Raw genomic sequence first — 18074 nt, forward strand, 5'->3', positions numbered from 1 at the left:
GTGATGGTCCTGGCGTCAGGATGGCGACTTCAGGACGAAGCCGACGCCGCGCACATTGGTCAGCAGCTCCTCCTCGCCCCGGAGGTCGAGCTTGCGCCGCAGCCGGCCCATGTGCACGTCGACGAGATTGGAGCGTGGCGCGAAGTTGTAGCTCCAGACGTCCTCGAACAGCATCGTCCGGGTCACCGTCTGGCCGACGCGACGCATCATGTATTCCAGCAGGCGCAGTTCGCGCGGCAGCAGTTCCAGTATCCGGCCACCGCGCCTCGCCGTATGGCTGACCAGGTTCAGCTCCAGCGGGCCGACGCGCAGCATGGTCTCGGCGCCGTGCGTCGGCCGGCGCAGCAAAGCCTCGATGCGGGCGGCGAGTTCGCTCAGCGCGAACGGCTTGCCGAGATAGTCGTCGCCACCCGCGCGCAGGCCGCGCACGCGATCGTCGATCTCGCACAGCGCGCTGAGCACGAGCGCCGGCGTGCGGATCTCGCTGCGCCTGAGCAGGCCCAGGATCTCCAGCCCGTCGAGCCCGGGCAGCATGCGGTCGACGACCAGGACATCCGCCGCGCCGTCCCTGGCCTGCCTCAGTCCATCTGGCCCGGTGGACGCGCAATCGACCTCGTAGCCCCGGCTGCGGAAATAGCCGGACACCTCGTCGACCGTCTCCGCATCGTCCTCGATCAGCAGCATGCGGCTCATGAAGGCTCCTGCGGCCCGGCGGCGGGTTGTCGCGGTGGCATGCCCCATCTACGCCGGTTGGCAGCGGTCCGCCCGGGCGATCATGGCTCCGAGAGGGTTCCGAGCCAGTAAATTCGGGTTCAGAGTCTTTATCGACGACCGGGCAGATGGTCGCGCGTGCGGCTCCAGTGCGTCGCAAGCTCCAGCACGACCCGGCTGCCGACGCGATAGGCGCTGTCGAGCGAAGGCACGTAGGCGGAGTAGCCGGTACCGCCACCGCCCTCCCGGGCAAGCAGCTCGGCGGGGGTCTGTCCCGGCGGGGGCATGTCGTAGTTGCTCGCCGTGCGCAGCACCAGCACGCGGGACAGGTCGACCTTGTGCGCCTGCGCCAGGAAGGTCAGCGCCTGCATCATGCCGCCATCCTCCTCGGCGGTGGTGGCGAAGACGCCCTGCCCGTGCGTCCAGTAGCGCACCCACTGCTCGGCCCAGTCGTTCATGCGGCCGCCGACCCAGAAGATGCCGGAGGCGAGCGTGTCACCCTCCAGCACGAAGGGTGGCCGGCGCGCCGCTTCATCCAGGGTGTACCGGGCCCGGATTGCCATCAGTGGCTGGCTGTCCGGCAACCTGGTGTCCCGGGTCAGTTCATACGCCCAGTCCACCAGGCCGGGATCGAGGGTGTACATCGAGCCGCCCCAGATCCCGGAAGGCGGTGGCGCAGGCTGCTCGAACGGCGTGCTGCGGGTCAGCGGCACGTAGCCGGTGCTCCAGCCGGGCGGGATCTCGCGGGCGTCGATCTCATGGGCCTCGCCGGTCACCACATGCCTCGCCCACGCCGCGGACGCCACCGAGCCGATCCTGGGATCGATCCCGGCGATGCCGGCCAGCACGAAGTAGGCACGGGACAGGTCGAAGCGCGGATCGTCGCCAAGTGCCGTGATCGACGCCGCCATCCGCGCAGGCCCCTCGCCGCTGACGATGCCGAGCACCCCGAGCGACGCGTTCCAGCGCAGCGGGTGGTAGCCTTGCGGAAACGACATCACCGTCGGCAACGGCAGCCGCTCGACCCAGTCCTGGAACTCCCCCGGCTTGTCACCGGTATCGGCCCCAAGCTCGAAGGTCGTGATCACCACGACGCGCACCGGGATGCGGCCGGTTGCCTGCGCCGTGCCTCCGAGCAGCAGCAAGGATGCAGCGGCGGCAACCAACGTCTGGCGCATTACTGCGGGTCCTGTCTCCGGCGCGGCAGCAGCGCCGGCTCGAACACCAGCGTTGCAAGAAGCGTGCAGGCCAGGCTCATCAGCAGCAGCCTTCCCATGCTGGCGGTGCCTGGGTGGTGCGACAACGCCAGCGAGCCGAACGCGGTGCCGGTGGTCAGCGCCGAGAACAGCACCGCCTTCGCCGTCGGCGACGCCAGCGGGTCGCGCATGCCGGCACGCCAGTTCATCAGGAAATATATGTTGAAGCTGACGCCGACGCCGAGCAGCAGCGGCAGCGCGATGATGTTGGCGAAGTTGAGCGGCTGGCGCAGCAGGTGGCACACGATCACCGTCAGCATCGCCGACAGCAGCAGCGGCGCCAGCACCAGCGCCACGTCGCGCAGCCTGCGCAGCGCGATCAGCAGGATCAGCGTGATCATCGCCAGCGCCGACAGGGCGGCGATCTTGAATGCCGACACGATGGTCACCGCGCTCTCCACGATGGTCACCACCGAGCCCGATACCTGCGGATAGACCGTGCGCACCTCGCGCAGGAACCGGTTCAGCGAGGCGCTGTCGGAAGCGCCGTTGCGTATATGCACCTCCATGCGCGCCTGCCCGTCCGGCAGGATCCAGTCGCGCGCCAGTCCCGGCGGCACATCCGCGAGTGTGGTCGGCTTCGCCTGCAGCACGCTGCGCAGCTGGTCGAGCGTCACCGGCAGGTACTGCACGAGTGCGCGGTCGGTCGCCAACAGGTCCGCGTCCGGGCGCGTCGACAGGGTCTGCAACGACGCCGCGATGCTGCGCAGCGGATCGCCCGCCGGCAGTTTGCCGAGCGCCGGCTGCAGGCTGGCGACGGTGCTGACCATAGCGCTGCGGATTTCGGCCGCATCCGGTGGCGGCGCCACCTTGTAGGGCAGCAGCGTCGGCAGCAGCAGCGAGGCGGCATCCTGGATCAGCGGCAGTTTCTGCGACTGGTCGACCGGCACGAAGGTCTCCAGGGTGCGCACGTCGCTGACCAGCGGCAGCTTCTGCAGGCGCGTGGTAAGCGCCTGCGCCGAGGCGAGGTTCGGCACCAGCATCTCGGCGCTGTACGGACTGGTCTGCGGGTTGTCCATCAGCAGGTGCAGGGCGCGCATGCCGGGCCAGTTCGGGTTCTTGGTGTGCAGCGGATCGCCGTCGAAGCGCAGCAGCGGCAGCAGCGCGGCGCCTACCAGGCCGAGCACGGCGAAACCTGCAAGCAGGCCGCGGCGGTTGCGGCGGAACATGCGGTCGTAGCGTCGCGCCCAGCCGAAGCCTTCGTCGATGCCGGTCGGCCGGTAGCCGAACAGCATCAGCAGCGCCGGCAGCACCGTCAGCGTGACGGCGAACGCGATCAGCATGCCGACGCCGGCGATCAACCCGAGCTGCGCGACCCCGCGGAAGGCGGTGGGCGTGAAGCCCAGGAAGCCGGCCGCGGTCGCGGATGCCGCAATCAGGATCTGAACCCCGGTCTCGCGCCCGGTCTCAGACAGCGACAGCAGCAGCGGCAGTGGCTGGCCGCTGGCATGGCGCTGGGCCCGGAAGCGCACCGAGAACTGGATTGCGAAGTCGACCGCGATGCCGACGAACAGCACCGCGAACGCCACCGAAACGAGGTTCAGGGTCCCGACCGCGATCGCCGCGAAGCCGGTGGTGAGCAGCAGGCCGAGCAAGAGCACGATGACGATCGGGATGATGATCCGCCAGCTGCGCACCGCCAGGAACAGCCACAACGTCACCAGCACCAGCGAGCCGACCAGCTCCTTGATGGCGCCGTCCGCCACCGAGGCGAACTCCTCGTCGTCGAGCGCCACCTGGCCGGTGATGTAGACCCTGGCATGACCGGCGCGTACTTCCGGGAGCGTCGCGATCGCCGCGTGCATCGCATTGGTGGCGACGCCGCCGGGGGCGAACGAGCCGAAATTCAGCCGCGGCTGGGTCTCGACGAACTGGTACTTGCCGCCGAGATCGCTCAGCGACCCGGTCAGCAGGCGCTGCCACGAGAGCGGCGTCGGATGGCCGGCCACGGCGGCGTCGAGGTTGCGGGCGAAAGCCTGCAGCGGCGCCTGGAAGTTGGCGAGATTGGCCTGGCCGCGGACGACGCCCTCGCCGATCAGCCCGAGCGACTGGAACAGACCACGCGAGGAAGGGTCGGCGGCGAGCTGGCCCAGGAACGGCTGCGCGTCGATGGTGGCGTTCAGCAGGCTCTCGAGCGGCTTCGGATCGAGGAACAGCAGCGCATTGCGTTGCAGATAGGGATCGGCGTCCGGGCGGCGCACCGACTTGAAGCGGGCGGGCTGGGCGGACAGCGCCTGCGCGAGCTCACGCGCGGTCTCCTGGCCTTCCTCGGGGATGTCGGCGCGTATGACGGCGACCAGCAGATCCTCGTTCTGCGGAAAGTCCTTCTGCAGCATCATGGCGCGCTGTTTCCAGGGCAGCGAGGCCGAGAACAGGTTGCCGGTGTCGGTCGACACGCCCAGCCGGGCGCGCGTCACCAGCAGCGCGCCGGCCGCGAGCACCGCCGCCAGCACCAGCACAAGCAATGCCCGACGCGCACAGAAGGCGACCAGCCGCCCGAGAGGAGCCCTCAGCATGACCCGGCTCAGGATCGGGTCGTGACGGAAGCGGCCGCAGCCCGGGTCGGGACGCCATCCTGCAGCCGGATCAGCAGGCGCAACCGTACCAGGATCACCAGCGCCATCACGCTGGTGGCGACGGCGGCGGCCAGCAGGATCGGCAGCAGCAGGCCGAGCCAGGCCGCCGGACCGAGCAGGTAGAGGGCGTCGTCGGGATGGAAGCCCCAGGCGCCGGACCAGGTGCGTTCGCCGGGCAGGCGCTCCTCGTAGCGTTCGGACATCCAGTTGCACAGCAGCAGCGCGCCGCTCGCCACCACGCCCAGCACCATGGTCCACAAGCCGAGATCGTGCCCGAACAGGGTCGCATGCCGCAGGCCGACGCCGATGGCCACGAAGAAGAGGCAGTTGACGCCGTTATCGACCAGATAGTCGTAGCGATGGCCGCCGGGGCTCATCATGTTGCCGATGCGTGCCAACTCGCCATCCATGCGGTCGAGGAAGGCGGACAGCACCCAGAGCAGTCCGCCCCACAGCATCGCCCCGTGTACGCCCGGGCCGGCCGCCAGCGCCGCGCACGCCGCAACGCCGGTCAGCAGCCGCAGCGTGGTGAGATGGTTCGGGGTGATGCCGGTGCCGAGCAGCGGACGGACCACGCCGCGCGCCATGGCGTGGGTCCAGGTGTCGTTGTTCAAGGCGCGTCTCCGTAATCCAGTGCGGCCTCGATGGGACCGCCCCGTTCGACTTTTGGCCCCGACGCCGGGAGGTCCGGTCCGGAAGCAGGTGACCAATGATGCTCCAGCCACTGCCACGCCGCCAGCGCCGGCAGTCCGAGGCCGATCTCGCGCACCCGCTTGACCAGGGACAGTGCGATCGAGACCTGCGGCGACAGCCCGAACAGGCCGCCGACGACGATGTAGCCGCCCTCGGACACGCCGAGCGCGCCCGGCACCGCAAATCCTGCTGCCTTGACCGCCTGGCCGAGGCTCTCGATCACCAGCCCGGTGGCAAGCGACACGCCGTGGCCGAGGAAATGCAGGGCGAGGCATACCTCGACGGCGCCCAGCAGCCACGAGATCGTCTGGTGCAGCAGCGCCCAGGCGACCGGGCCCGGCGCGGTGTAGAGGCGGCGGATCGCCTGGTGGAGGCCGGCGATGCCCTCCATGCCCTGCCAGCCGAACTGGCTGGCGAGGCGCATCAGCCCCTTTTCCAGCAGGCTGGCGAGGCCGAACCACTGGCCGCCGACGAAGCCCAGCGCCGCCGGGCAGGCGATGCCGATGGCGCCGACCACCTCGTCGGTGACCTGGCTGCGGCCGAGCAGGGCGAGCAGGGTCAGCAGCCCGGTGATGGTGAAGGCGATCTGCGTCACCATCTCGGTGGTGAGGTCGCAGACGGTGCAGGCGGTGGCATCGACCAGGCTCATGCCGCGCCGGCGCAGCAGCCGGGCAGAGACGAACTCGCCGCCGACCTGCGCCACCGGCAGCAGGTTGTTCACCCCCTCGCGGACCCAGCGCAGCAGCACGAAGTCGGCGAGGCCGGGCCGGCCCGGACTGGCGCCGGCGATGGCACGCCAGCCCAGCGCCGAGAACAGCACCTGCACGAGGTGGAAGCCCAGCACCAGCACGATGCCCCAGCCGGCTTCGTGCAGCAGGCCGAGGATGTGGCCGAGGCCGAAGCGCGCCAGCAACCAGACCGTAAGTGCGGCGCCGAGCACGCCTCCGATGACGGTCAACAGCTTCATGCGCGCTTTTGCATCTCCATGGGCTCGGGCAAGCTGTCCATGCCCCGCGGTCATAGTCGGATCGATGCGGACACATAGTGGACACCGTAAATATTGAGAACCCTGCTCCTCACTCCCGGCCCGCTCACCACCACGGACGCCACCCGGGCGGCGCTCGGCCATGACTGGGGCTCGCGCGATCCGGCGTTCGTGGCCCTGACCAGCCGGCTGCGCAGCCGGCTTGCGGCCATCGCCCACGGCGAGGACACCCATGACGCGGTGCTCCTCGCCGGCTCCGGGACGTTCGCCGTGGAGGCGGCGATCGGCACCCTGGTGCCACGCGACGGCAGGCTGCTGGTGCTGGCGAACGGCGCCTATGGCGAGCGCATGGCGGCGATCGCTGGCCAGATCGGACGCGCCTGCAGCGTCGAGCGCTGGGCGGAGACGGCGCCGGTCGATCCCGGGCGGGTACGTGCCATCCTGCGCGAGGATGCCTCGATCACCGACGTCGCCGTGGTGCAGTGCGAGACCACCACCGGCCTGCTGAACCCCGTCGAGGCGGTGGCGGGGATCGTCGCCGAGGCCGGGCGGCGGCTGCTGGTCGACGCCATGAGCGGGTTCGGCGCGTTGCCGCTCGACCTCCGCCAAATCCGCGCCAGCGCCGTGATGGCCTCCTCGAACAAGTGCCTGGAAGGTGTCCCCGGCATCGGCGTGGTGGTGGCGGAACGCAGCCATCTGGCAGCCTGCGCCGGCCAGTCGCACAGCCTGTCGCTCGACCTGCATGCCCAATGGCGCGGCTTCGTGGCCAACGGCCAGTGGCGCTACACGCCGCCGGTGCAGGTGGCCGCGGCGCTGGAGGCGGCGCTGGACCAGCTCGATGCCGAAGGCGGCCCGCAGGCACGCCTCGCCCGCTACCGGAACAACCACGCGATGCTGACCGCCGGCATGGCGCGGCTCGGCTATCGCACCACCCTGCCCGCCGCGTTGCAGGCGCCGATCATCGTGACATTCGACGAGCCGGGAGCCGGATTCGATTTCACGCGTTTCTACGATGCGCTGCAGGCCGAGGGCATCGTGATCTACCCCGGCAAGCTCACCCAGGCGCCGTCGTTCCGCATCGGATGCATCGGGGCGATCGACGGGCACGACATCGCCCGGGCGCTGGACTGCATCGCCCGGATCACCGCTCAGCAGGCGGAGCCGGTTGGGACGAACTAGACTGGAACGATGGCCGCCTGCGGCAGGACATCAACACTCAGCACAGGATGATAGCGCATGAGTTCGTCGACCGAAGCCGCCACGCCGCTCGAACTTCCCGGCAGCCAGCACACCATCCCGGCCGGGGCGCGCATGGTCGGCCCCTCGCCGCGCGACCAGCAGGTCGAGGTCAGCATCTACCTCAAGCCGCGCGACCAGCATCAGACCACCGAGACGGCGCTGACCGGCAGCGTGGAGCAGCGCCGCGAGCATCTGGCGAAGCACCGCCGGACCGCGCATCGCGACGACATCCACCGCATCGAGAGCTTCGCGCTTGGCCACGGCCTGACGGTGCTGGAGGCCGATCCGGCGCGCCGGCTGGTGCGGGTGGGCGGCACCGCGGCCAAGATGGAGGCGGCGTTCGGAACCACGCTGTCCACCTATGAGCATGACGGCACGACATTCCGCGGACGCACCGGCGGGGTCATGATCCCCCGCCATCTGCACGGCATCGTCGAGAGCGTGCTTGGGCTGGATTCGCGCCCGGTGGCGCATGCCCGCATCGTTCGGCCGAGGGCTGCCCAGCCGCAGAGCGTGCTGCCGAACCAGCTTGCGAAACTATACGACTTCCCGACCGGCGTGGACGGCAGCGGCGTCACCATCGCCCTGATCGAGCTTGGCGGCGGGTTCCGCGACAGCGACACCCAGCAGGCGTTCCAGGCGATGGGCCTGACGCCGCCGAAGGTGACCGCGGTGCTGGTGGACGGCGCCACCAACGACCAGTCCGGCTCGGATGCCGACGGCGAGGTGGCGCTCGACATCCAGGTGGCGGGTGGCGTGGCTCCGGGTGCATCGATTGCGGTCTATTTCACGCCAAACACCAACGCCGGCTTCGCCGACGCGATCTCGCAGGCGACGCACGACACCACCAACAAGCCCTCGGTGATCTCGATCTCCTGGGGCGGCCCGGAATCGAGCTGGGACGGCCAGTCGGTCACCACCATGAACACCGTGCTGCAGGAAGCGGCGGCACTCGGCATCTCCGTCTACGTCGCGGCCGGCGACAGCCTTGCCACCGACGGGGTGAGCGACGGCAAGGCCCACGTCGATTTCCCGGCCTCGTCGCAGAGCGCGATCGGCTGCGGCGGCAGCCACATCACCGAGAAGGGCACCGCCATCAGCCGCGAGGTGGTCTGGAACGACGGCACCAGCGGCACCGGCGGCGGCATCAGCGACCTGTTCGGCATTCCGGCGTTCCAGGAGGGCGTGACCCTGCCGGCCAGCGTCAACGGTGGCCGCCGCGGCCGCGGGGTGCCGGATGTCGGCGGCGATGCGGCGCCGGCCAGTGGATATTCGGTGGTGGTGGACGGGCAGACCGAAGTGGTGGGCGGCACCAGTGCGGTGGCCCCGTTGTGGGCCGGCCTGACCGCGCTGATCAACCAGAAGGCGTCAAACCCGGTCGGCTTCCTGCCGACGTGGCTCTACGCCAACATCGGGTCGAACAGCGCGCTCACCGTGCAGATCACCAGCGGCAACAACAAGCCGACCGGCACCGATCTCGGCTACGATGCCGGCTCCGGCTGGAATGCCTGCACCGGGCTCGGCCGGCCGAACGGCCAGGCGCTGTTCGACGCGCTCACCGGTGGAACGACGAACGGGGGTGCCTCGGCCTGACTGGCACGGCGTTTGCTGCCCCCCGGGGGCAGCTTTCGCCAGAGGTCGGGCCATGAAAATCGGCGTCTTCATTCCCATCGGCAACAATGGCTGGCTGATCTCGAAGAACGCGCCGCAATACATGCCGAGCTTCGACCTCAACCGCGAGGTGGTGCAGCGTGCGGAACGGCACCGGCTGGATTTCGCGCTGTCGATGATCAAGCTGCGCGGCTTTGGCGGCGAGACCGAGTTCTGGGACCACAACCTCGACAGCTTCACCCTGATGGCCGGCCTCGCCGCGGTCACCAGCCGGATCCAGCTGTTCGCCACCGTCGCCACGCTGACCATTCCACCGGCGATCGCGGCCCGCATGGCGGCGACCATCGATTCGATCTCTCATGGCCGCTTCGGGCTCAACGTCATCACCGGCTGGCAGAAGCCGGAATACTCGCAGATGGGCCTGTGGCCCGGCGACGAGTACTTCACCCGCCGCTACGACTTCGTGGCCGAATATGTGCAGATCCTGCGCGAGTTGTGGGAGACCGGGCGCTGCGACCGGCGCGGCGAGTTCTTCCAGATGAGCGATTGCCGGGTCAGCCCGCGCCCGCGGGCCGACATGAAGCTCATCTGCGCCGGGCAGAGCGATGCCGGCATGATGTTCTCGGCAACCTACGCAGACTATAATTTCTGCTTCGGCAAGGGCGTCAACACGCCGACCGCGTTTGCTCCCGCCGCCCGCAAGTTGCAGGACGCCATCGCGATCACCGGCCGGCAGGTCACGACCTACGCGCTGTTCATGATCATCGCCGACGAGACCGACGCGGCGGCGATGGCGAAATGGGAGCACTACAAGGCGGGAGCGGATCATGCCGCCCTCGCCTGGCTCACCACCCAGAGTGCCGCCGACACGCGCTCGGGTGCCGACACCAACGTTCGCCAGATGGCCAACCCGACCTCTGCGGTGAACATCAACATGGGCACGCTGGTGGGCTCGTTCGCAACCGTCGCCGCATTGCTCGACGAGATCGCCACCGTGCCCGGCACCGAGGGCGTACTGCTGACCTTCGACGAGTTCATCGGAGGGGTCGAGGACTTCGGCACCCGCATCCAGCCGCTGATGCGCTCGCGCGCACATATCGCCAGCACTGTCGAGGCCGCCTGAATGACCATCGAAACTCCCGGCACCGGCCCGCTTGGCGGCAGCTCCAGGCGGGTGACGCTGCCCGCGCGACCGGAGGCGCTGTCGCTCGATCCGGCACAGTCCGCCCTGGTGGTGGTGGACATGCAGAACGCCTATGCCAGCAAGGGCGGCTACCTCGATCTCGCCGGCTTCGACATCAGCGGCGCACAGGCCGTGATCGAGGCCATCGTGGTCGCGGTCCGCGCCGCCCGCGAGGCCGGCATGGTCGTGGTGTGGTTCCAGAACGGCTGGGATGCGGACTACATCGAAGCGGGCGGCCCCGGTTCGCCCAACTTCCACAAATCGAATGCGCTGAAGACCATGCGCCAGCGCCCGGAGCTTGCCGGCACGCTGCTGGCGAAGGGCGGCTGGGACTACGCGCTGGTCGATGCGCTGCAGCCGCAGCCGGGCGACATCGTGATCCCCAAGCCGCGCTACAGCGCCTTCTACAACACCCAGCTCGATACCCTGCTGCGCGCGCGCGGCATTCGCACGCTGGTGTTCACCGGCATCGCCACCAATGTCTGCGTCGAGAGCACGCTGCGCGACGGCTTCTTCCTGGAATATTTCGGCATCGTACTCGAGGATGCCACCCACCAGGCGGGCCCCGACTACGTCCAGAAGGCGGCGCTGTACAATATCGAGACCTTCTTCGGCTGGGTCTCCAACGTCACCGATTTCTGCGGCGCCGTGCGCCAGGCTGCCCCTGCGGACGATGCCCCGGAGGGTGTGCCATGATGCCGATGCAGGCGATCGTTCCGCCGGGCAGCGGGACGCCGATCGCGCCGTTCTCGCCTGGCACGCTGGCGGACGGCGTGGTGTACGTATCCGGCACGCTGCCGTTCGATGCGTCCAACAACGTCGTGTATCCGGGCGACGCCGCGGCGCAGACGCGTCATGTGCTGGAGACCATCAAGGGCGTCATCGCTGCCGCGGGCGGGAGCATGGCCGACGTCACCTTCAACATGATCTTCCTGACCGACTGGGCCAACTATCCGGCTCTCAACAGCGTCTATGCCGAGTACTTCCCCGGTGACAAGCCGGCGCGCTACTGCATCCAGTGCGGCCTGGCGAAGCCGGAGGCGCTGGTCGAGATCGCCAGCATCGCGCATGTCGGCAGCCAGGTCGGCAGCCAGGTCGGCGGGCCCGCCGGCGGATGATCCACTACGACTGCACCGGGCCCGAGGGCGGCGAGGTGCTGCTGCTGTCGTCCGGCCTGGGCGGTTCGGGCGCCTACTGGACGGCGAACATACCGGCGCTGGCCCGGCGGTACCGCGTCGTCACCTACGACCAGCGCGGTACCGGCCGTAGTCCCGCGGCGCTGGCGGCTCCCTACGCCATCTCCGACATGGCGGAGGATGCGCTCGAAGTGCTCGACGCCGTCGGCGCCCGCTCCTGCCGGTTCATCGGCCACGCCCTCGGCGGCCTGGTCGGACTGGCGGTGGCCGCCAGGTCGCCGGACCTCGTCAGCCACCTCGTCGTGGTCAATGGCTGGATGCGGGCGGACCCGCACACCGTGCGCTGCTTCGACGTACGGCGCGCGTTGCTGCGGCATGCCGGCATCAGGCCGTATCTGCGGGCACAGCCGTTGTTCCTGTATCCGTCCGCCTGGATGGCAGCCAATGCCGATCGCCTGACAGCAGACGAGGTCCATGCGGCGGCGCACTTCCCGGGTGTCGCCAACACCCTGCTGCGCATCGAGGCGCTGCTCGGCTTCGACGCCATGCCGCTGCTGCCGGCGCTCACCTGCAGGACCCTGGTGGTGGTGTCGCACGACGACCTGCTGGTGCCTCCGGTCTGCTCCGAGCGCCTGGCGGCGGCGCTGCCGGGGACGGCATCGGCCCGCCTGGACGGTGGCCATGCCTGCAACATCACTGCGCCCGACGCCTTCGATGCGCTCTGCCTGGATTTCCTCGTCTCGTAAACGCGCGCTCAAAGGGGCGTGAACGTTCGTGACAGCTCGGTGTTGAGGCACCGCACCGGCTTGGCAAGCCGGATCGTCGGGCCATGTCATCGCCCATGGATCAAGATCAGGCACCGGTGCTCGACGCGCTGGACATCGTGCAGCGCCACCCGATCACCGGTTTCGGTGGTCCCGGCCACAACATGGGGCAGGGCGTCGACGACGACATCCGCGCCCTGCTCGGCCAGCGTGCCTTCGAGGCGGACGTGCTGACGCCGAAGGGCCTCGACGACCGGTCGGAATCGGCACAGGTCATGCAGCGCGCCTGGGCGCTCGCCGCCGAGGCCTGGGGCGGCGACCTGTGCCGCTTCGGCATCGGCGGCTCGACGCAGGCGCTGCAGATCGCAATCAGCGCCCTCGCCGGCCCGGGCGAGCCGGTGCTGATCGCGCGCAACGCCCACCGCGCCGAGTTCAATGCCGCCGTGCTGGCAGGGGTCGACCTGCGCGTGCTGCCGGTGGTGGTCGATCGCGACCTCGACATCGAGCACGGCGTCGACCCGGCGGTGCTGGCGGCTCAGCTGGAGGCTTGTCCCACCGCCAAGGCGGTCGTGGTGGTCAGCCCGAGCTTCTATGGCGTCACCAGCGACATTCCGGCCCTGGCCACGGTGTGCCACGCGCGCGGCGTGCCGCTGGTTGTCGACAGCGCCTGGGGCGCCGCGCATGCCTTCTGCAGCGGACTGCCGGAGGCTGCGACCCGGCAGGGCGCCGACATCGTGGTGTCGAGCGTGCACAAGACCATGGGTGCGCTGGCGCAGGGCTCGGTGTCCGTGGTGAGCGGCGAGCTGGTCGATCCGGGCCGCTTCATCCTCGCCTATGAAAGCTTCCGAACCACCAGCCCATCGGTGCCCATCCTCGCCTCGATCGACGCCGCCCGCCGGCATCACGTGCGAGACGGCGAACGCCTCTGGGGCGAGGTGCTTGCACAGGCGCGGCAGGCCCGCCGCCAACTCGCCGACATCGACGGCGTGGCGGTGCGCGGCCGGGAGATCCTCGGTGGCGCGGGCGCGGTCGATCTCGACGAGACCAAGGTGGTGTTCTCGGTGAAGGGCCTCGGCATCACCGGCTTCCAGGCCGACGAATGGCTGCAGGCCGAGCGCCGGGTCAGCGTGGTGCTGGCCGACATGGACCATCTGCTGGCGGTGTTCGGCATCGGAACGCAGCAGGCCGACACCGACCGGCTGGTCGATGCGGTGGCGGCATTGGCAGCGGCGGCCCGTGCCGGCGATGAGCGTCTCGGGCGTCCGGACCAGCCGGTGCCCTCGGTCGCCGACCTGGACGTCGAAATGGCGATGCCTGCGGCTGTGGCCTTTCGGGCGCCGTACGAGATCGTACCGCTCCGGGAGTCCATAGGTCGCATCGCCGCCGAGATCGTCGGCCCCTCGCCGCCGGAAGTGCCGCGGCTGGTGCCGGGCCAGCGTATCGGGGCAGTGCATGTAAGCTACCTGCTCGGCTGCCTGGCGGCTGGTGCCTACTTGCCGGACCCGACCAACCACGGCAAGGACCGCATACGGGTCGTGCGTGCATGATGCCGGCTGCCCTCGCGACCGTGCCGCCATTCAGGAGAACCCCACCATGGACCAGGCCCAATCGTTGAACAGCCCGGCACTGCCGGCGATGCGCGTGGACGATCCGGCCGACCTGCCGTTCGTGACCGATGCCGGCGAGCGTCGCGGCGACATGCTGTACCGGCGTTTCGGACGCACCGACGAGATGATCTCCGCCATCGGCCTCGGCGGGTTCCATCTCGGCAAGAAGTCGCTGACCGATGCCGAGGCGGTGCGCCTGGTGCACGAGGGGATCGATCGCGGCATCAACTTTGTCGACAACTGCTGGGACTACAACGAAGGCCAGTCAGAGCTGCGCGTCGGCGTGGCGCTCGACCAGGGCGGCTACCGCGACCGCGTGTTCCTGATGACCAAAGTGGATGGCCGTTCGAAGGCCGAGGCGGCGAAACAGATCGATGTCTCGCTCAAGCGCATGCGCACCGATTGCATCGACCTGGTGCAGCATCACGAGATCCTGCGCTACGACGACCCGGACCGCATCTTCGCCGAGGGCGGCGCGATGGAGGCCTTCGTCGAAGCGAAGCAGGCCGGCAAGCTTCGCCATATCGGCTTCACCGGCCACAAGGACCCGCGCATCCACCTGCAGATGCTGGCGGTCGCCGCCGAGCGAGGCTTCCATTTCGATGCCGTGCAGATGCCGCTGAACGTGATGGACGCGCATTTCCGCAGCTTCGCGCATCTCGTGCTGCCCTATCTGGTCGAGCACGGCATCGCGGTGCTTGGCATGAAGGCATTCGCCGACAGCGTGCTGCTGAAGAGCGGAGCGCCGATCGCGCCGGTCGAGTATCTGCATTACCAGCTCAACCTGCCGACCTCGGTGGTGATCACCGGCATCCAGAGCCAGCGCGATCTCGACCAGGCCTTCGAGGCCGCGCGCACCTTCCGGCCGATGGACCGGAGCGCGATGAGCGAGCTGCTGGCGCGAAGCCGTCCGTATGCGCTGGAGGGCAAGTACGAGCTGTTCAAGACCAGCTCCACGTTCGACGGGACGGCCAAGAACAACGCGTGGCTCGGCGACGATGTGGAGTCCGTGACGGAACTCGCGCCCGAGATGGAGTAGCGCATCAGGCGGCCCGGTCGTGGCTGCCACCGGGGCCAAGGCTGCGGCCCGTCTGCTGCGACGTGCCGATATCCTGTCGGAGCGGCGCAGGTTCGCGGAGGCGTTGCAGGCTTGCCGGGAGGCACTCGCCGCCGATGGTGGCAACGCCGGGATCTATCGTCGCATCGGCGGGCTCTCGGTGGTGCTGGACGAGCCGCAGGCCGCCGTGGATGCCCTCCAGATTGCGCTCGAACTTGATCCGCATGACGCCTCGGCGCTGGTCAATCTCGGCGCAGCACTGCGCGCGCTGGGGCAGCCGGCGGAGGCGGTGCGGCGCCTGCAGCAGGGGTTGCAGATCGTCCAGTCGCCGTCGGCCTGGTTCAACCTGGGGATCGCCTACGCGGATGTGTCGCGCTGGGAGGACGCGGTTGCCTGTCAGCGGCGGGTGCTGCAGGTGGCGCCGGGCCATGTGAAGGCGAGCGCTGCCTTGGCGATTGCCCTGCTGGCGCTGGGTGCCGCCAGTGATGCGGTGGCGGTTGTCGAGGGCGCGCTCGCAACCGCGCCGCAAGCCCCGCGACTGCACACGATCCTGGCCCAGGCGCTGCTGATGCGGGGCGATCTTGCGCGAGGCTGGCGCGAGTTCGAATGGCGCTGGGCGGTGCCGGAGAATGCCGGGAACCGTCGGCATGCCGATTTGTCGCCATGGCTCGGCGAGCCGATCGCTGGCCGGCGTCTGCTGATCCACGCCGAGCAGGGTCTCGGCGACACCCTGCAGATGTGCCGCTACGTGCCCTTCATCGAGGGCGCGGGCGCGGTTGTGCTGGAGGTGCAGCCGGGCCTGGTGCGCCTGCTGGAAACCTTGGCGGCACCGGCGGGCACGGCTTTGCAGGTTGTGCCGCGTGGCGCGCCGCTTCCACCGCTTGACCTGCAATGCCCGATGATGAGCCTGCCGCTTGCCTGCGCTAGCCGGGTTCCGGACGATATTCCGCGTGAGGTGCCTTATCTGCATGCGGCGGGGGCTGATGTCGCACGCTGGGCCGCCCTGCTGCCTGCCGGGCCGGGATTGAAGGTCGGATTATGCTGGTCGAGCGGCGTACGGCCGGATCTGGTCAGCCGCATCATCCACGCACGCAAGTCGATCCCGCTCGAGCTGCTGGCACCGCTTGATACCGTCGCCGGATGTCGCTTCGTGTCGCTGCAGAAGGGCGAGGTGGCTGCCGATCTGCCGATCGCACTTCCAGGTTTGGATATTCTCGATCATTCCGGGCTGATGACGGACTTCGCGCAGACGGCAGCCGCGATCCGCAACCTCGACCTGGTGATCACCGTCGACACCGCGGTGGCCCATCTTGCCGGTGCCCTCGGGCATCCGGTCTGGCTGCTCAACCGCGCGGATGCGGACTGGCGCTGGTCGGCCGCACATCGCGACGCGCCGTGGTACCCGACGCTACGCGAGTTCCGCCAGCCAGTGCCGGGCGACTGGACCAGTGTGGTGCAGCGCGTCGCAAGGGCCCTGGCCGAACTCTGACCTGCCTGGACTGCAGGAAGCCGATCCTGCTGCCGGACGTCCCACGGATCGAGGAGTGAGACGCCGGACGGAAGACTTCGCGGCAGTGGGGGTCAAGCTGGCCCCCGGTGGGTACACGCGGCCTAGTCCCGGCCGGGCTTGCCGTCGATCATGCGGGGCAGGCCAAGCGGGTTGCCGTCGCGGAGCGCTTCCGGAAGCAGGGCCTGCGGCAGGTCCTGGTAGCTGACCGGGCGCAGGAAGCGGTGGATCGCCAGGCTGCCGACCGAGGTGCTGCGGCCGTCCGAGGTGGCCGGGAACGGGCCGCCATGCACCATCGCGTGACTGACCTCGACCCCGGTGCCGAAGCCGTTGACCAGGATGCGGCCGACCTTTCCCTCGAGCAGCGGCAACAGGCCACGCGCCGCCTCGTGATCCGCCTCGTCGATATGCAGGGCAGCGGTCAGCTGGCCCTCGAGGGTCTCGATCACCCGGTGCAGCGACGCGAGGTCCGGGCAGCGCACCACCAGTCCGCTGGCGCCGAACACCTCTTCCTGCAGCTCGTGATGCGCAAGGAACCCGGCGGCGGTGGTTTCGAACAGGGCCGCCTGCCCGGCTGCGGCGCCGCCTTGCTGGCCACGCGCCAGGGTCCGCACGCCTTCATGTCCACCAAGCTTTCCGACCGCTGCATCGTAGGCGTCGCGGATGCCGGGGGTCAGCATGGTCGCGGCCGCGGCGCCACGGATCGCCTCGGCGGCAGCGGCTACGAAGCTGTCCAACCCCTCGCCTTCCAGCGCCAGTATGAGGCCGGGATTGGTGCAGAACTGGCCGGCACCGAGCGTCAGCGAGCCTGCGAACGCGGTGCCGATCGCCGCCCCGCGCGCCGCCAGCGCACCGGGCAGCAGGATCACCGGGTTGATGCTGCTCATCTCGGCATAGACCGGGATCGGTGCGGGACGGCCCTGCGCGATCTTCATCAGCGCGGTGCCGCCGGCGCGCGAGCCGGTGAAGCCGACCGCCTTGATGCGCGCATCGGCCACCAGCGCCTGGGCGCCGCCGGCACCCTCGGTGAAGAGCAGCGAGAACACGCCGCCCGGCAGCCCGGCATCGGCGGCCGCCTTCGTCACCGCCTGTCCGACCAGCTCGGAAGTGCCGGGATGCGCCTGGTGCGCCTTGACGATGACCGGGCAGCCGGCCGCCAGCGCCGACGCGGTGTCACCACCGGCGACCGAGAAGGCGAGCGGGAAGTTGCTGGCGCCGAATACCGCGACCGGCCCGAGCGGGATGTTGCGCAGCCGCAGGTCCACGCGCGGCAACGGCTTGCGATCGGGCAGCGGGGTGTCGAGACGCAGATCCAGGAACGAGCCCTCGCGCAGCACCGACGCGAACAGCCGCAGCTGGCCGGCAGTGCGGGCGCGCTCACCTTCGAGACGCGGGCGCGGCAGGCCGGTCTCGGCCATGCATCGCACGATCAGCGCGTCGCCAAGCGCTTCGATGTTGGTGGCGATGGCTTCGAGGAATGCCGCGCGCTGCTCGAGGCCGGTCTCGCGGTAGGTCTGGAAGGCACTGTGCGCGGCGGCACAGGCCGCCTCGATCTGGGCCGGGCTGGCGCCGCCGAAATCCGGCTCCATCGCAGCACCGGTCGCAGCCTCGATGCCGCGCACGGCACCCTGGGAGCCGCGCTCGGAGCGGCCGGCAAGCAGCAGGTTGCCGGTGATGGATCCAGACATGCGGCATCTTTCCTGTGGTTGGATGCCGATGAAATGCGCCTGCAGGTCCGGCTGCGCAAGG

15 protein-coding genes are annotated in these 18074 nt (G+C 69.5%); 9 read left to right on the forward strand and 6 right to left on the reverse strand.

Annotated features, from left to right (window positions below):
* Positions 1–15: 15 nt before the first annotated feature.
* The 5 genes from FE263_RS13400 to FE263_RS13420 all read right to left on the reverse strand — a co-directional run bounded on the left by FE263_RS13400 (position 16) and on the right by FE263_RS13420 (position 6203).
* Positions 16–693: a response regulator transcription factor gene (locus tag FE263_RS13400; RefSeq protein ID WP_138326520.1), complete on the reverse strand. Its 678-nt coding sequence runs from the start codon at positions 691–693 to the stop codon at positions 16–18.
* Between the two features lie 128 nt (positions 694–821).
* Positions 822–1889, reverse strand: a complete 1068-nt coding sequence (locus FE263_RS13405; protein WP_138326521.1) for a purine nucleoside permease — start codon at positions 1887–1889, stop codon at positions 822–824.
* On the reverse strand, positions 1889–4483 hold the full coding sequence (locus tag FE263_RS13410) for an MMPL family transporter (RefSeq protein WP_138326522.1): 2595 nt from the start codon (positions 4481–4483) through the stop codon (positions 1889–1891). The genes FE263_RS13405 and FE263_RS13410 overlap by 1 nt, the downstream gene beginning before the upstream one ends.
* Positions 4484–4491: 8 nt before the next feature.
* Positions 4492–5157 (reverse strand): CDP-alcohol phosphatidyltransferase family protein, encoded by a 666-nt coding sequence (locus FE263_RS13415; protein ID WP_138326523.1) that lies wholly within the window; start codon positions 5155–5157, stop codon positions 4492–4494.
* Positions 5154–6203, reverse strand: coding sequence for a lysylphosphatidylglycerol synthase domain-containing protein (locus FE263_RS13420; protein WP_138326524.1), 1050 nt, complete (start codon positions 6201–6203; stop codon positions 5154–5156). The genes FE263_RS13415 and FE263_RS13420 overlap by 4 nt, the downstream gene beginning before the upstream one ends.
* 93 nt (positions 6204–6296) lie before the next feature.
* Here FE263_RS13420 and FE263_RS13425 point away from each other — a divergent pair, with 93 nt between their 5' ends.
* The 9 genes from FE263_RS13425 (at position 6297) to FE263_RS13465 (ending at position 16307) form a co-directional block, all read left to right on the forward strand.
* Positions 6297–7400, forward strand: coding sequence for a 2-aminoethylphosphonate--pyruvate transaminase (locus FE263_RS13425; RefSeq protein ID WP_240759531.1), 1104 nt, complete (start codon positions 6297–6299; stop codon positions 7398–7400).
* A gap of 57 nt (positions 7401–7457) precedes the next feature.
* Positions 7458–9053, forward strand: coding sequence for a S53 family peptidase (locus FE263_RS13430; protein ID WP_138326526.1), 1596 nt, complete (start codon positions 7458–7460; stop codon positions 9051–9053).
* 52 nt (positions 9054–9105) lie between these two features.
* Positions 9106–10194 carry a pyrimidine utilization protein A gene (gene rutA / locus FE263_RS13435; RefSeq protein ID WP_138326527.1) on the forward strand — a complete coding sequence of 363 codons (1089 nt, stop codon included), beginning with the start codon at positions 9106–9108 and terminating at the stop codon, positions 10192–10194.
* Complete coding sequence (gene rutB / locus FE263_RS13440) at positions 10195–10950, forward strand: pyrimidine utilization protein B (protein WP_138326528.1); 756 nt, start codon at positions 10195–10197, stop codon at positions 10948–10950.
* A complete protein-coding gene (gene rutC / locus FE263_RS13445) occupies positions 10947–11372 on the forward strand; it encodes a pyrimidine utilization protein C (RefSeq protein ID WP_276611195.1) in 426 nt (141 codons plus the stop codon). Before rutB ends, rutC begins: the two co-directional genes overlap by 4 nt.
* Entirely contained in the window at positions 11369–12136 is a 768-nt protein-coding gene (rutD, locus tag FE263_RS13450) for a pyrimidine utilization protein D (protein ID WP_138326529.1), read from the forward strand. Before rutC ends, rutD begins: the two co-directional genes overlap by 4 nt.
* A gap of 95 nt (positions 12137–12231) precedes the next feature.
* Positions 12232–13701: an aminotransferase class I/II-fold pyridoxal phosphate-dependent enzyme gene (locus FE263_RS13455; RefSeq protein WP_138326530.1), complete on the forward strand. Its 1470-nt coding sequence runs from the start codon at positions 12232–12234 to the stop codon at positions 13699–13701.
* A gap of 46 nt (positions 13702–13747) precedes the next feature.
* Positions 13748–14800, forward strand: a complete 1053-nt coding sequence (locus FE263_RS13460; RefSeq protein WP_138326531.1) for an aldo/keto reductase — start codon at positions 13748–13750, stop codon at positions 14798–14800.
* Between the two features lie 19 nt (positions 14801–14819).
* Positions 14820–16307: a tetratricopeptide repeat protein gene (locus FE263_RS13465; protein WP_138326532.1), complete on the forward strand. Its 1488-nt coding sequence runs from the start codon at positions 14820–14822 to the stop codon at positions 16305–16307.
* Positions 16308–16429: 122 nt separating this feature from the next.
* Here the strand turns inward: FE263_RS13465 and FE263_RS13470 are convergent, their stop codons facing one another.
* Complete coding sequence (locus FE263_RS13470; protein WP_138326533.1) at positions 16430–18013, reverse strand: aldehyde dehydrogenase (NADP(+)); 1584 nt, start codon at positions 18011–18013, stop codon at positions 16430–16432.
* Between the last annotated feature and the right edge of the window lie 61 nt (positions 18014–18074).

Source organism: Lichenicoccus roseus (assembly GCF_005844085.1).
Classification (GTDB): Bacteria; Pseudomonadota; Alphaproteobacteria; order Acetobacterales; family Acetobacteraceae; genus Lichenicoccus; species Lichenicoccus roseus.

Coding starts and splice junctions, on each gene's coding strand:
- FE263_RS13400 (WP_138326520.1), bottom strand. CDS start 693: ATGAGCCGCATGCTGCTGATCGAGGACGATGCGGAGACGGTCGACGAG.
- FE263_RS13405 (WP_138326521.1), bottom strand. CDS start 1,889: ATGCGCCAGACGTTGGTTGCCGCCGCTGCATCCTTGCTGCTGCTCGGA.
- FE263_RS13410 (WP_138326522.1), bottom strand. CDS start 4,483: ATGCTGAGGGCTCCTCTCGGGCGGCTGGTCGCCTTCTGTGCGCGTCGG.
- FE263_RS13420 (WP_138326524.1), bottom strand. CDS start 6,203: ATGAAGCTGTTGACCGTCATCGGAGGCGTGCTCGGCGCCGCACTTACG.
- FE263_RS13430 (WP_138326526.1), top strand. CDS start 7,458: ATGAGTTCGTCGACCGAAGCCGCCACGCCGCTCGAACTTCCCGGCAGC.
- rutA (WP_138326527.1), top strand. CDS start 9,106: ATGAAAATCGGCGTCTTCATTCCCATCGGCAACAATGGCTGGCTGATC.
- rutB (WP_138326528.1), top strand. CDS start 10,195: ATGACCATCGAAACTCCCGGCACCGGCCCGCTTGGCGGCAGCTCCAGG.
- rutC (WP_276611195.1), top strand. CDS start 10,947: ATGATGCCGATGCAGGCGATCGTTCCGCCGGGCAGCGGGACGCCGATC.
- rutD (WP_138326529.1), top strand. CDS start 11,369: ATGATCCACTACGACTGCACCGGGCCCGAGGGCGGCGAGGTGCTGCTG.
- FE263_RS13455 (WP_138326530.1), top strand. CDS start 12,232: ATGGATCAAGATCAGGCACCGGTGCTCGACGCGCTGGACATCGTGCAG.
- FE263_RS13460 (WP_138326531.1), top strand. CDS start 13,748: ATGGACCAGGCCCAATCGTTGAACAGCCCGGCACTGCCGGCGATGCGC.
- FE263_RS13470 (WP_138326533.1), bottom strand. CDS start 18,013: ATGTCTGGATCCATCACCGGCAACCTGCTGCTTGCCGGCCGCTCCGAG.